The organism is Providencia sp. PROV024 (assembly GCF_032709665.1).
In the GTDB taxonomy this organism is placed as follows: Bacteria; Pseudomonadota; Gammaproteobacteria; order Enterobacterales; family Enterobacteriaceae; genus Providencia; species Providencia huashanensis.
Genome location: NZ_CP120545.1, coordinates 3,240,820 through 3,254,496, shown reverse-complemented (window position 1 = coordinate 3,254,496; position 13,677 = coordinate 3,240,820). Strand labels below are relative to the sequence as shown.

At 37.0% G+C, this 13,677-nt stretch carries 15 protein-coding genes; 3 read left to right on the top strand and 12 right to left on the bottom strand.

Translation table 11 applies throughout. The features are described 5' to 3' along the window. The first annotated feature begins 15 nt into the window (after nt 1-15). Nucleotides 16-360, top strand: coding sequence for a DUF3088 family protein (locus P3L56_RS15105; protein WP_272686164.1), 345 nt, complete (start codon nt 16-18; stop codon nt 358-360). 83 nt (nt 361-443) lie between these two features. Here the strand turns inward: P3L56_RS15105 and dmsD are convergent, their stop codons facing one another. From dmsD to P3L56_RS15085, 4 genes are all read right to left on the bottom strand, one after another. Then, complete coding sequence (dmsD, locus tag P3L56_RS15100; protein WP_042845240.1) at nt 444-1,061, bottom strand: Tat proofreading chaperone DmsD; 618 nt, start codon at nt 1,059-1,061, stop codon at nt 444-446. 371 nt (nt 1,062-1,432) lie between these two features. Further along, a complete protein-coding gene (locus tag P3L56_RS15095) occupies nt 1,433-2,185 on the bottom strand; it encodes an energy transducer TonB (protein ID WP_306804101.1) in 753 nt (250 codons plus the stop codon). A 358-nt stretch (nt 2,186-2,543) separates the two neighbouring features. After that, nucleotides 2,544-2,711: a hypothetical protein gene (locus tag P3L56_RS15090; RefSeq protein ID WP_272659445.1), complete on the bottom strand. Its 168-nt coding sequence runs from the start codon at nt 2,709-2,711 to the stop codon at nt 2,544-2,546. Nucleotides 2,712-2,744: 33 nt separating this feature from the next. Continuing rightward, the gene (locus tag P3L56_RS15085) at nt 2,745-3,215 is read right to left on the bottom strand and encodes a multidrug/biocide efflux PACE transporter (protein WP_042845237.1); all 471 of its coding nucleotides are present in this window, start codon (nt 3,213-3,215) and stop codon (nt 2,745-2,747) included. Nucleotides 3,216-3,325: 110 nt separating this feature from the next. Here P3L56_RS15085 and P3L56_RS15080 point away from each other — a divergent pair, with 110 nt between their 5' ends. Beyond that, nucleotides 3,326-4,180, top strand: a complete 855-nt coding sequence (locus tag P3L56_RS15080; RefSeq protein WP_042845235.1) for a LysR family transcriptional regulator — start codon at nt 3,326-3,328, stop codon at nt 4,178-4,180. A 189-nt stretch (nt 4,181-4,369) separates the two neighbouring features. Further along, a complete protein-coding gene (locus tag P3L56_RS15075) occupies nt 4,370-4,849 on the top strand; it encodes a DUF4822 domain-containing protein (protein ID WP_071548305.1) in 480 nt (159 codons plus the stop codon). Nucleotides 4,850-4,909: 60 nt separating this feature from the next. Here the strand turns inward: P3L56_RS15075 and P3L56_RS15070 are convergent, their stop codons facing one another. The 8 genes from P3L56_RS15070 to nrfB all read right to left on the bottom strand — a co-directional run bounded on the left by P3L56_RS15070 (nt 4,910) and on the right by nrfB (nt 13,633). Then, a complete protein-coding gene (locus P3L56_RS15070) occupies nt 4,910-5,854 on the bottom strand; it encodes a phosphotransferase (protein WP_071548304.1) in 945 nt (314 codons plus the stop codon). 90 nt (nt 5,855-5,944) lie between these two features. Next, nucleotides 5,945-7,297 carry a molecular chaperone gene (gene yegD / locus P3L56_RS15065; protein ID WP_048607984.1) on the bottom strand — a complete coding sequence of 451 codons (1,353 nt, stop codon included), beginning with the start codon at nt 7,295-7,297 and terminating at the stop codon, nt 5,945-5,947. A 490-nt stretch (nt 7,298-7,787) separates the two neighbouring features. Then, a complete protein-coding gene (locus tag P3L56_RS15060; protein WP_166685702.1) occupies nt 7,788-8,186 on the bottom strand; it encodes a hypothetical protein in 399 nt (132 codons plus the stop codon). 324 nt (nt 8,187-8,510) lie between these two features. Further along, nucleotides 8,511-9,551: a heme lyase NrfEFG subunit NrfF gene (gene nrfF / locus P3L56_RS15055; protein ID WP_166685703.1), complete on the bottom strand. Its 1,041-nt coding sequence runs from the start codon at nt 9,549-9,551 to the stop codon at nt 8,511-8,513. Further along, the gene (locus tag P3L56_RS15050; protein ID WP_210831892.1) at nt 9,544-11,418 is read right to left on the bottom strand and encodes a heme lyase CcmF/NrfE family subunit; all 1,875 of its coding nucleotides are present in this window, start codon (nt 11,416-11,418) and stop codon (nt 9,544-9,546) included. The genes nrfF and P3L56_RS15050 overlap by 8 nt, the downstream gene beginning before the upstream one ends. A 24-nt stretch (nt 11,419-11,442) precedes the next feature. After that, nucleotides 11,443-12,399: a cytochrome c nitrite reductase subunit NrfD gene (nrfD, locus tag P3L56_RS15045; protein WP_272686166.1), complete on the bottom strand. Its 957-nt coding sequence runs from the start codon at nt 12,397-12,399 to the stop codon at nt 11,443-11,445. Then, a complete protein-coding gene (nrfC, locus tag P3L56_RS15040) occupies nt 12,396-13,067 on the bottom strand; it encodes a cytochrome c nitrite reductase Fe-S protein (RefSeq protein WP_042845223.1) in 672 nt (223 codons plus the stop codon). Before nrfC ends, nrfD begins: the two co-directional genes overlap by 4 nt. Then, the gene (gene nrfB / locus P3L56_RS15035) at nt 13,064-13,633 is read right to left on the bottom strand and encodes a cytochrome c nitrite reductase pentaheme subunit (RefSeq protein ID WP_042845222.1); all 570 of its coding nucleotides are present in this window, start codon (nt 13,631-13,633) and stop codon (nt 13,064-13,066) included. Before nrfB ends, nrfC begins: the two co-directional genes overlap by 4 nt. Between the last annotated feature and the right edge of the window lie 44 nt (nt 13,634-13,677).

Sequence of the window (13,677 nt, the reverse complement as noted above, 5' to 3'; positions counted from 1 at the left end):
CAATTAGGTAACATTATGAAATATAAGTTATATCTTTTAAATATGGGTTTTTCAGATAAAAATTATGAAGGTGAAGTATTTTATTGCCCTGATTGCACAATGTTAGAAGGCATTCTTGCTAAGAACACTAATTTAAGGGAATTTATTGATGTGGTCTATATTGGTTTTGAAAAACCTAGACAAGAACTGATCACTGTTATCGGGGATGTGAACCAATCTTTGCCTGTGTTGGTATTGCCTGAAGGGATTAGTTCGGTACATCAAACGGGGGTTTACAATAATACTGCTTATATTTCTGACTTGGACAAAATTATCCTGTTCTTAAATGATGCCTACCATATACCTAAAAAACACCCATAGTATAATAATAGCCCTAAATATACCCTGATTTAGGGCTATTATTCACACGTATTTATTTTCTATTCAAATAGCTATTGAAACAACTAAAGGTAAATTTCTTTATTTATCGGATTTAATTGGATAGCTTGCTGTATGTATTTTAAAGTTTCATTCGCTAATAGTGCAGTTGCTTCATAAAAAGCATGGCCACTTTGTAATTGCATTTTCTCTAAATAACGATAAGCCCAGGGTAACAAATGCATTTCTAATAGGCCCCGTAATAGCTCGGGTTTATTTTCAACAACCCAAGCAGTGAGTAACAATAATAAACCAATATGATCTTCTGGTTCATTTTGATTTAATTCAATATTAATTTGGTTGTTGCGTAGCCAAGCCCTTAGTTCAAGGGTGGATATACCAAAAACACTATTTTCCTTATCAAGGTAAACAGAGCCCCAAGGTGGTACGGGAAGCGCATCAGGGCCAATAAATAAGCGCTGATAAGCTTCTTGTAATGTTTCTTGCTCATTTAAGCTATCTTGAAAGCGTTTATCAATACGTTGGCAATCATAGATATTATTGAAAGGCCACTCAGATTGCCATTCACTTGAGCTAAATAAGTGAATTAATTTATTTACACGGGCATCAGAAGGGTTATAACTAAATAATGCGCCAAGAGTTTGTGCGCAAAGTGAAAAATCCGCCAGTAGTTTTTGTTCCATATTGATCCACTTGATATATTGATTTCGCTTTTTAAGCCGATCGTAACCAAACATCAGGCTTTTGTCGATGATAACAAGAAATAAGCTTTTTCTCGTCCTATATAAACAGTATTAGGTAATGATTACCCCGCAATAGCCTTGGCAACAATCATCTGTAGCCTGTAGAGAATTTCACTACTGATTAGTTCATCATACACGATTAATAAAACAGCATTAGAAAGCCTATTCTCAACGGTTTTTTCATTTTTATGTATAGTAAAGCCAAACAGCTAAACCCAATGATAATCAGGCTGTTCACTATTCAATATATTGCAGGCATTAACAGCATAGTAACTCATATCACGATAGCGGGTTATTAGCTTTATTTAGCGTTAATTAAATTCAATATTAAGGGTAATTGATTGAGCAAAGCCCGCTGGTGGCTTACCTACTGAGCGGCTTTTTTGTACCGCTGTTAATGCGGCATTGTCTAATAATTCGTTTCCAGAACTACTCGCTAAGCGTACTAAACTAATTTCTCCCGTTTGGCTTAATTGGAACTGAACTGTGCTGACACCTCGACTTTTCATTTTTTTAGCTCTACGTGGATATTGTTTATTGCGTTCAATTTCTTGACGTAATTTTTCACGATAGGAACTTATTAATTGATTGTCTATATTACTAGGGGCTTGTTGTGTTTTGTGGCTTTTATTTCCCAAGGATAAGGACGTCACTTGACTACCTGCTTTTTGCTGTTGGGCAATTTCAGTGTGTAGAGGTGTTTTTTTCTCTACTGGCTTCTTAGGCGTCTCTGTATTTTTAACCATTGTAGATGTTGTTGGTTTAACCGGTTCTTTGACGGTTTTTTTTATTTCTTTTTGTTTTTTAGGGACGGCAATAGTGGCTTTTTCCACCACAGTGTCTAACTTTATTTTACTAAGGATAGCGTGGGCTTGTGCTATTTCTTCAGGTTGAGTTTCTTGAGCGGCCTGAGTCAGTGCAATAGAAATAACTGGAGCATCCTGCAACGCTTGGTTTTTCTGAGATTGAGATAATGATTGAGTCGTTATATAAATAAAATACCCGATAACTAAAATATGCAATGTTATCGACAGAATAAAAGTAAGTAGTTTTTGACTCATCATAAGACCTCGGTATTCTTTCAGTTAAAGCCAAAAAGGTAACGGCTAAACGTGTTTAAGATAAGTAATTGCTAACATTGCTTTAAGGTTATAAGGGGTAAAAGAATTCATTTGGTTATAAATCATAAGATAATATGATGTTTTATTTTATGTTAATGATTATCAATTGCAAATGCAAGTTGTTGTCATTATCGTGAGGTACGTCGTGGTTTCTCAGTTTTATAGTGTCATTAAAGTAATTAACAGCAGATAAAGTGGGGATATTTATTTCTCTATTAAAACAAAAAGGCTTAGCAAATAACTAAACCTTGATGAAATGACTTATATGATAAATTATGACTGTTAATAGTATCTTATTATCTTATTTAGTTTTACTCCGGATTAAATGTTGTTCCATGGCATAAATTGTCGCAGAGGATTGGTTATTCTGTGTAAAACTAAGCGCTACCGCTGCTTTCTCATGGCTATCCATTTCTCCAAAGTTTTTTGCAATGATAGCTAATATCGGGTCACTATTTGACATCGACACCGAACATATTTCGTGTTCGGTGTCGTTGCTGAACTATGTACGTTTTATGGCTGGTTTAATCGAGTTTGATTGGTTTTCTTGGTTAGTAAACCAACGGTCACGCAAAATGTCATAGAGTAGGTTAAATGCATAAGTGTAAAATAAGAAAAAAGCAAAGAAGCCAATCTCAAGTAAAAATGCATCCCATAAAGTCATTTTTAGGAGTACTGCCAGTATCGGTAGGCCGAGGATCACAAAACTTAATTCGAAACCAACAGCATGGGCAATACGTACTTTAGTTGGGCGTAGCCCTTTAGAAAGAGGCCAGTAGAGGTCAAATAGCATGTTATAGAATAGGTTTAATAACATGGCGAGTGTCGATAATATAATCGCGACGGTACCCATTTGGAAAATTGAGCGTCCTAAAATCCATGCACTGACCGGAGCAGTTATCGCGATTGCGATGATTTCAAATGAAACTGCATGAAAAATTCGTTCAGTTAATGTTTTTGTCTGCTTGCTCATAACTACCTCAAATATATAGCTATCTAATATGTTATAAAAAAAACAGGTGCAATTATTTGCTATTTTATATATATATACAAAATGGCAGCCATCGGAAAAATCGATACCTTATGAACTATTCTATAGAAACATTGCGTACCTTTGTGGAAGCCGCTGCACTGAAATCGTTCTCTGCGGCAGCGAGAAAGCTTAATAAAAGCCAATCGACAGTGAGTACGACTATTAGTGGTTTTGAAGATGATATGGGGTTTGCTTTATTTGATAGGCAAGGGCGTGAATCAACACTGACTTTTGCTGGAAGAAAGGTATTAAGTCTAGTTGAGGATATCTTATCAGCTGATGAACGATTACAAGCCTTGAGAGTTGAATTGTCACCTGATATTGAACCACGGTTAAGTTGTGCTTTTTCAGATATTTATCAACCTCCACACGCAGAGCATGTATTAACAATATTAGATAGACAATTTCCTCATATTGAATTTGAATTCTTAATAGCCGAAAACAATGATGTCATTGAAATGATCCAAAATCAGCAGGCTCATGTTGGCATGATGGAGTCACGAATCGAATATCCTGCTGATATTTCATTTTCACGTTTACCTGTTCAAGGGGAGCTAGGGTTGTATGTGTTAGCTAGCCATCCGTTAGCAAAAGAAAAACAAATTACCTATCAACATCTCACGACGACACGTCAACTACGGTTAAGTAGCAGCAGTGAAACCGTCATTAACAGCGAAAAAAACTGGCTGGCTCCCAATTATTTGTTGTTACTAGAAATGGCTGAACAAGGGACTGGCTGGGCAATACTACCCACTTGGTTAGTCAAGCAATTCGGTCATGGCCTATTAGTGAGCCTTAATTATGACCTATGGCCGCGTAAAATTAATGTAGATTTAGTGTGGTCTAAGCATAATCCACCGGGTAAAGCGGGATATTGGTTGATCAATAAATTGTTAAATAGTTAGGATTGAATATATTTATTCTAATTAATTTGTAATTGTTGGTATAACTGTAATTTATTTAGAACTCCTCCTCGTATGTAACAAAACATTTCCATGTAAATAAACGTAATAACATTATGATAATAAGTCTTATGTAGTTACCCTTAAGTTAAATCAAATGCTTGTTTGAGCTTGTTAGTTAAAGGAAATAAAATGAAAAGACTATTAGTACCTACATTATTTGCTGTTGTATCTACAATGTCATTTGGTATTCAAGCCGCTACGGCTCCAGCAGCAACGCAATCACAAAATGCTGAGCATAAATTAAATGCTTATGAAGAAATCATGGTTGGTAAAGTCTGGACAACAACGGAAGCTTTAGACCAAAACAAAAAAGAAGTCAGTGCTGATGATAAGCAAGTTTCTAACTTCTTTGGCTTAGCTGAATATTATCCAGATGGCACCTTTAATATGACTACATTTGATGGGAAACCAAAAATGAAAGGTGATTGGTCATTTGATGAGAATGGAAAAACCCGTTCATTAACTGCAAAAAATGATCAAGGGGAAGTGTTATTTACTCGTGTTGTAGAAAATGTCACTGTAACACCTGAAGAATATACTTATCGTATTTATCCAGAGCAGGATAACAAAGATAAGTACTTTGATATTGTACATAAAGTTAAAAAATAATTTTCTTATGGATGCCGCTTTGAGCGGCATCCATATTATCTAGCAACGTGCTGTTTTAAATTATAGCGTGTATTTTTTTAACAATTTTTCATCTAATATTAATGATAACAATGAAATAAATAAATTTCGTTGCCGTGTATTTTCCCATCCTTGTTCAAAATCAGACATTAACCAAATCACTTCATCTAAAAATAAATGTTTGATAGCTTGTTGCCAACAAGACTTTTCAAAAGGGGTAACTGTAATGAATTCAGAATAACCGAGTTTAAACAATTCCCATTCATCTACAGTAAAAATACGATTTGGTGCTGTTTCTAATACATTATGGAAAAGTAACAATGTTAAGGCTAAATCGAAAATCCTAGGAATATAAGTTGCATTATCGGGGTCTATAATAAAGGCTTGGTTGCACTCTAAATAAATTAAATTATCAGCTTTGTAGTCATAAGGCGTAGCAACAGCGGGTAAATTATATTTTCTTAAAACCGATTGATTTTCAATAGTTTCTAGCATTAATCTTTTAAACTGATTTATATCTATAGCTAATTTATGCTTTATACAATGGTCATGTATGATATTGATATCATTGATTATATCGCTATCCTCAAGCTCATATTCATTATACTCACTGAGTTTTTCTTGATTATTGATAGAGGAAACCGAGTGTATTTTCCCCAGTAAACGGCCTGCTTCAATAATTTCATGTGTAGAAGCGCTATATTTACTTCCTTTAATAAACGGATAGAGCACCCAAACATCATTATTTATTTCTTGTGGATTTGGGGTAACTACTGAAATTGGTGTGACAATATTTATTTTCTTATTATTTAAATTGGATAAATAGCTTGCTAATCTGTTGGCATCATCAATATTAGAGCAAGTCTGTTTTAGTACATAGTCATGATTATTCTTATGTATTTTATATACTGGCGAATAAGGATAGATGCTTTCGATCTGACTAATATCTGTTAGCTTAAATTTTTTGAGAATATTATTAATTTTCATGTGACTAGCAGCAACTGAAGAAGTAAGGTTAAAAGGTAATGTTAAACATTACCTTTTATTGTAAGTAGTCACTTAGAAAATAATGTGTTTTTATTTAAAACAGGTTTCAGCCCAGCGAGTTAGCCCTGCGGTAACGGAACCAAAATCATCTCCGCGTACGATAGGGATATTAGGCAATTCTTGGGAGATAGCTTGATGCAATATGGGTGAGCGAGCACTTCCCCCCGTAATGTAAATAGCATCAGGTTGCACTCCCCCTTGATTGACAGCCTCTTTAACTAGTTCAATCATTTTATTCTTTGGTGATTCTATTGATTCAATTAAATGCTCTCGTTGAATATTAACTTCAAGCGTTTCATTCAATAGCGCAATTTTAGCTAAATAATTAGCATCTTCAGATAAGGCAATTTTCGCCTCTTCAGCTTTACGGACAAGGCTATACCCAAGAGTTTCGTTATATACTTCTAGTAAGCGAGCCAATTTTTTAGGCTCTTTTGCTTCTTGTTTTAATCGAGTCAGCGCTGAAAGGTTTTGCCGCGAATAAAATTCTTTTTGGGCTTCAACATTATTTATCGCAATTGGGTTCCAAAACTGTAAAAATGGCATTTTAATACCTGAAAGCGACTGGCTTTCCATCCCAAAAAGTTGCATCAATTGTTTTAGCGCAATATAGATATCAAGATCATTTCCACCCACTCTTTGGCCACTATGGGCTAATAAGGAAGGGGTTCTATCTTGTGCGGTTCGGTAACTTGGCCCCATTTGAATTAATGAGCAATCAGTTGTTCCGCCACCAATATCAACAACTAGGATTATTTGGTCACTATTTAAAGTTGATTCATATTCAAGGCCAGCAGCGACAGGTTCAAATTGAAATGTAATATGATGAAAGCCTGCACGTTTTGCGGCACGATATAATATGGATTCTGCTTGCTGGTTAGCTAATTCTCCACCGCGACCATGGAAGTTAATTGGCCGTCCAATCACTGTATCGTCTATAACTTGTTGTAAGGTATGTTCAGCAGTATCTTTGATATTTTTCATCATGGCGCAAACAAGGTCTTCGAAAAAACTAATTTGTGTTTCATGAAGCCCGGAAGCGCCTAAAAACGACTTAGGTGATTTTACATAATAAACATCTCTTGGGTCACTTAAATATAAATCTAAGGCAGCTTGCCCGAAAACAATATCTTCAGGCATTAAATCGACCCCTTCATCTTGATTAAAAGTTATCGACCTTCTTAATATTTGCTGCCCAATTTCATCTGAAGGTGTGATTTTGCAATGACGAAATAGGTGTTCAGATACAGATTCTCTTGTTGGCGCACACAGTGTTGATGGAATATATTTACTATGGCCCTCTAATGGTAATAGTGTCGGTATTCCGTCCTTCATGATTGCGACAGCGCAGTTGGATGTACCGTAATCAAAGCCTATAAACATCTCGCCTCCAAAATAGTAACCTTGAAAAAAAGGGTTGTGACTTTATATCAAGCAATCAAGAATTACTACCAAAATAGCTAGTTAATTTAACGTTGCAAGATTAGAAAATGATAAGATAGGCATGACTTCGCTTTTCTCAAAGTCAGTTGTGTGATTAAGGTTATGGAACTATTTTTAACCTTTCTTAAGCAGATGTATGCACTATAGTATATGGAGGTAGATAGAAAATTAACATATAGTGCTCATCTTAATTCTAACTTATCTTGAATGCAGAAATAAACAAGTTGAGAATATGAGAATATTGCTTATGCTGGTTTATTCGACCATTTATTATATTTTTATTATATGTAATTGAATCAATATAAAAACAACATACTTTATTTCGTTTGAAATGTGTAAGATTGAGTGATGGTTTTAGACGTAATTTAAATATTATTTTTATATTATTAATGTGTTAAATTTAACCTTGATTGTATTTTTATCCGGTGGATTAATTATTACAATATTTACCCCATATTATATTAAAATCATCATTAGGGAACTCTTTGTCTTTATCATCAATAATTGGGATAGAGACAACATTACGACCATCGTCATGAAGATATGTTTTAACGATAAAACGTTTAAATGAATATGGTGTTTGGCTGGTGAAAATGAGTACTTCTCCACAAACATAACCTAACATTCCATGGTCAAGGGTTTCCCTTATCTCATGATATTTAACATTTTTATACTCTGCTGTTTTAGGGTCAGCTAAAAAATCCTCAACTGCTTTTTGTGATTTTTCAATAATATCTAGATCAGGTGTATAGTTACTTGCGACACCGCCAATAAAGGAAGCACCAGCAATAAGGCCAACAACTAAGAATGAAAATATTTTATTTTTCATGTTTTTTATTTCTTATGTGATTGTTTTACATTCCTAAAAATAACGTCGTAAAAGAAAAATGTTTAATCGTATATAAGTGAAATTAAGAGCGTTAATTTTACTTACGTTATTATACACAGGTTCAATTTTAGGAGTTTAATATGGTGAATGTAGCATAAAATTATTTAATGTAATATAGAGATGAAATAATGATGAGCAGTAAGAAACGAAAAATTACATATTTAAATGAATTGACATTAATTAGGGGGAGTATATTTGTTACTATAGTGATAATTTAGTATGTATTAACACTTAATGCAAAGATATTAATTTTATATATTTGAATTATTTTTTATTTCCCATTATTTTTGCCATTTGGATGGCTTCAATTAGTTGTGAACGATTAATACGGGAGCTATTGCTATCTAATAGTTTTTGCCAAATATCAATTGCTTGCTCGTAATTTGCATTCATAAATGCATCAGAAGCAACTAGCATTAAGGCTGTGACCTCATTGTTATCAAGAGCTAGGGCTTTATTAATTACAGCATGAGCATCTGGAGTCAGGTGCTGCCCTGCTTGATAATATAATACAGTTGCAATTGCGGAGTATATTTGTGCATTCTCACCGCCATATTTTAGTGCTCGATAATAAGCGATTAGCGCGTTGTCATAGCTATTTTGATATAAATAATATTCACCAAGTGTTGCCCATAGTTCACTATTTTCAGGTGACTGACGAATATCATTTTGTAAACGTAACAAGTCATTTTGTTCTTGTTGTAACGGAGTGAATGATAAAAGAGGATCAGAGATACGTAAATATTCGCGATACGTCAGTTCAAAGCGGGGTATAAAGAAACAACCCATAATGGCGAAGAATAATACAATGATAAACACCGTGCTTTGTTTCTGTTGAGAAGGCGATTCATCAGTCACGGAGACTAAAAGTTGTTTTGTAGTTTGGGTTACTTCGGGGCTATCATGGCGATAATGATATTTTTGTCGGCGAGTTAAGTAGAATGTTAAACTTAAAATCCCCGCCAGAGCAATGATGGGCAATCCCCATAATAAAGCAGTTCCTAGCGTTAGCGGTGGGTTATAAAGAACAAACTCGCCATATCTATCAGTCATATATTGTTGGATTTGGCTCTTATTTTTACCTTCAGCTACCATTTTGAATACTTGATGCCGCATACTGACCGCAGTAGGGGCATTTGACTCTAATAAATTTTGATTTTGACATTGTGGGCAACGTAGTGATGAGGCAATTTGCAAGGAATAGTCTTGTTCTTCCTGCGAATTAAATTGCCACACGTCTACAATTTGTGCTTTAGCCATAAACGAAGCAAATAAGAAAATGAAAGTGACTAAAGCTTTATTCATGCTTTGTTCTTCCCTTTACCCAACCAATTAGCAGCCCAAAACACATAAATAACGCACCTCCCCAAATCCATTGAATGCCATCTTGCACATAAAAGCGGATTGCGTAGCTATTTGCACCTGTTTTCTCCCCTAAAACAGCATACCAATTACGTACCCAGCCCCAATAGGTTCCTGGTTCAATCATTAATTGCTGACGTGCCGTATAAAAACGGCGTTCAGTAATTAATTGGTGTAAGGGGTGGTTGGCTTGGGCAACTTGTATAACGGCTTTTTCAGTTGTGTAATTCCCCTTAGCAAGGAGTTTAAGCTGTTTAAATTGGAACTGATAATCTGCTAAAGAAACAGACTGCCCAATGGAAAGGTTGACACTAATTTCTTGCCGGCTACCAACGGAAAGGGCAATACCCGCAGCAAAAATAATTACCCCAGTATGGGCAAGAAGAGAGGGTAATTGTTGGTTAATTACACGAATTGGACGTAACCAAAAAATGCATAAAATAGCCATTAAAAACCCACACGAAATGGCGATAATTATTCCGTGTGACCATAGAACAATACTGAGTAATGTACTGAGGAGCAATATAACCGGAAATCGCCATTGGGTGATGAAAGGGATTTTCTTCGGTAGATTAAGCACGCTTAATGCCATAATAAGTAACATTAAAATGCCGAATGGGAGTAATGCTTGATTAAAATATGGCGCACCAACAGAAATTTTCCCCCAACCAAAGAGGGCATAAATCATTGGATAAAGCGTACCAGTAAGAACAATAAATAATACTGTAGCAAATAGGACTAATGTTAATAATAAGTAAGTATCACGTTTATTCACCTTAGCGGTTTTACTTTCTACATTTTTTGCTTTCCAGCCATAAATAAACAAAGCGATAAGGCTTAAGATACTAAATAGTAAAAATAGGGGAACGGCTCTCACATTATCAAGGGCAAAAGCATGTACAGACATTAAAATGCCAGAGCGTACAATTAATGTACCCAATAAAGATAAGATGAAGGTAAGAATGGCAAGTAATATTGACCAGTGCCGATATCCTTCAGTTTTCCTCGATGCGGATAAGCTATGAAGCAGGGCAGTGGCACTTAGCCAAGGAAGTAGTGATGCATTTTCAACAGGGTCCCAAAACCACCAACCCCCCCAGCCTAATTCGTTATATGCCCACCATGAACCCAGCGTAATTCCGAGAGTCAGTATACACCAACTTGGTACGGTGAAACGCCAACACAACCAAGCCGTGATTTGGTTAAATTGGCCTGTGAGTATTGATGCGAGAATTAAGGCGGTCACAACCATTAACCCACTATAGCCTAAATACAGCAATGGAGGATGTAAAATAAGCCCCCAATGCTGCAACATTGGGTTGAGATCACGCCCTTCAATTGCGGGTGGGAAAATCCGCTCAAAAGGGTCGGAATAAAAAATAATGAACCATAATAAAGCGCCACTGATCATGGCAAGAAAGGTTAATGTCAGTGGGAAGACAAGATGATTTTGCTGGCGATAGCGCCAAGCAAATAATGCGCTCCAAGCCGATATAAACAGTAACCAAAGGAAAATTGACCCTTCATGTCCTCCCCATACTGCGGCAATCTTGATATATAAAGGGGATAAACGATGACTATGCTGTGCAACATATACTACGGAAAAGTCACTTTGGATAAAGCTGATGGTCAAACAAATATAGGCAGTAAGTAGCAGAAAAAACTGTGAATAAGTCCAAAGCACGTTCTGAGGCATTTGCCTCGGAACGTGTTGGATGAGACCAATAACTCCACTTAAAGCCTGAAAGCTAGCGATACATAAAGCCAATACAAGGCAGAGAAAGCCGATTTCAGGGAGTATTAGTTCCAATTATCACCTTTATGATTGAATGAGTTATGCAACTGTTAATTGCCCCGCATATAACACAAAAAAGCGTAAGCAAAATACACCTAATAAGCTGGCACCACTGATAATCAACACTCGAGATGCCCCTAGTCCTTTATCAGCCCATTTTTTTAATGCTAAAGGAATAATGAAGCCGAAACCGACGACACCAATCCAGAACCAAGTGGTCCAGAAACCGCCACCCAGCGCCGCAGTTAAGGAACGTATCTTCCCGTCATCGCCAAGTGCTAACCCAACAAAAAATGCAGCTAATAGGAATATTTCTAACCAAATCACATAGCCTTCAACTTTATGTAGAAATGCACTTTCAGGGTTATGAACATTTTTACGATAACGTAGGGCGATAGTAATTAGCGCGACTGCGATCCCCGACGATATCCCTGAAAATAGGAATAAAGCGGGTAAAATCGGGTTATTTAAGAAAGGGTACGATTTTAGCGCTGAGAGTAAAAAGCCAGTATAGGCACCAAGTAGTACCGCGAGTACTAACATGATGATATCGAGAAAGCGCACAACGCGATTAAATAAGCTTAATATACGAGGAACAAAACTGAATTTAGGGAGCCATTTTTGTTGTAATGTAATCACCTCTTTTTCATATATTTTTGCTAACCAAATAACCAGAACTACCATATATAGCTGAAATAGCATGACCCCCATCGACATCACTGAAGTTAGGCTGTAGTGGAACATCAGTTTCCAAAACGTCCACGGACGAGTTAAGTGGAGGATCAAAATCAGTAGCCCAAATATGATGGTTGTTGGCGCAAGTATCAGTGTCGTTCTCATTAGAGTACTGTCACTGCCTGCCGCTTTGGGGTAATACTGACGTAGTAATACCGCCAGTACGACTAGCCCTGCCGAAATACCAATTAAGAATAGATAAACAGCAATTGGCCAATCCCAAACGAGAGATTCAAAATGGAAAGCTGAAGCTGTTGTCATTGGCTAACCTCCCCATATTTGAAGGGAACTCGATACATTTTGGGGTGTGTGCCGAGCGCTATTTTGAACCGGTATGTTGGTTTTTCTTTTAGCATTAACGAAATATCGCTATTAGGATCATCTAAATTACCAAATGTCAGTGCTTTGGTTGGGCAAGACTCGACACAAGCGGGTTGTTTACCCTTTTTTAGATTGGTTTTACGACAAAAATCGCATTTATCGGCGGTTTTACTCACGGGGTGAATAAACCTGACACGGTAAGGACAGGCTGCAATACAATATTGACAACCTACGCATAAGTCAGGGTTTACATCCACAATTCCAGTTGTTTTATCGATAAAAGAGGCCCCTGTAGGGCATACATCAACACAAGGGGCGCTCTCACAATGTTGGCAGGAATGGCGAAAAAAACGATATTTAACATCAGGAAACTGACCAATAGGTTCACTACGAATAATCGTTAACCGAGAAACACCTTCGGGGACTTGGTTAACTTCTCTACACGCATCCATACACGCCGTACAGCCGATACACAAGTTTTCATCGTGGATCATGCCGTAGCGAACCCCGTCTATTTTCATTGTATTCGCTAGAGTATGACTCGCTATCCCCCCCACCGCCGCCAGTGCGCCTGAGTAGATGATGAATTGACGACGAGAACAACTCATGGTTGCTCCTTACGCAATTTTACCGCTGCTGGGTTAAAGTCAGGGTTATTGCGTTGATCAGAGTGGCAGTCGACACAAATTTTCACTTTCCCTTTATCTGTCAGTACCTTCATAGTGTCTTGTTTAGGATGAAGGTCATGGCAGCTAGCACAGGCTACTTTGGTGACGTGGACATCATGTGGCCAAAACGCTTTTTGTAGCTGTTCGGGTAAGTGACAGGACAAACACACACTATTTTGCTGTTCCACACCGTACATTGGGTCGTTAAAACGCATAACATCTTTAACGCCTTCACGGTGTTTTGGTCCAGGATTCCCGTGACAATTGGTACAAGTTACCGGTAAGTTATTATTGGGGTTAATAACTTCTGCGTGCGTGCCGTGCATGCCTTCTTTGTCAGGTTTATGGCAGTCGATGCAAGCGCTATCTGCGCTACGCTGCGGTGTAACAACCCAACGGCCTTCTGCATTTTCTTGTGCAATCTGAGGTGTCGCGGATGCAGCCGCTGCCCATAATAAGCCTGTTGCCAGCACCCCAGCAGTTAATAACGAACGTAGTACGCTCATATTCACTCCATTGGTTAAATCGCCCTTAGGTTGCGGGCGAATCT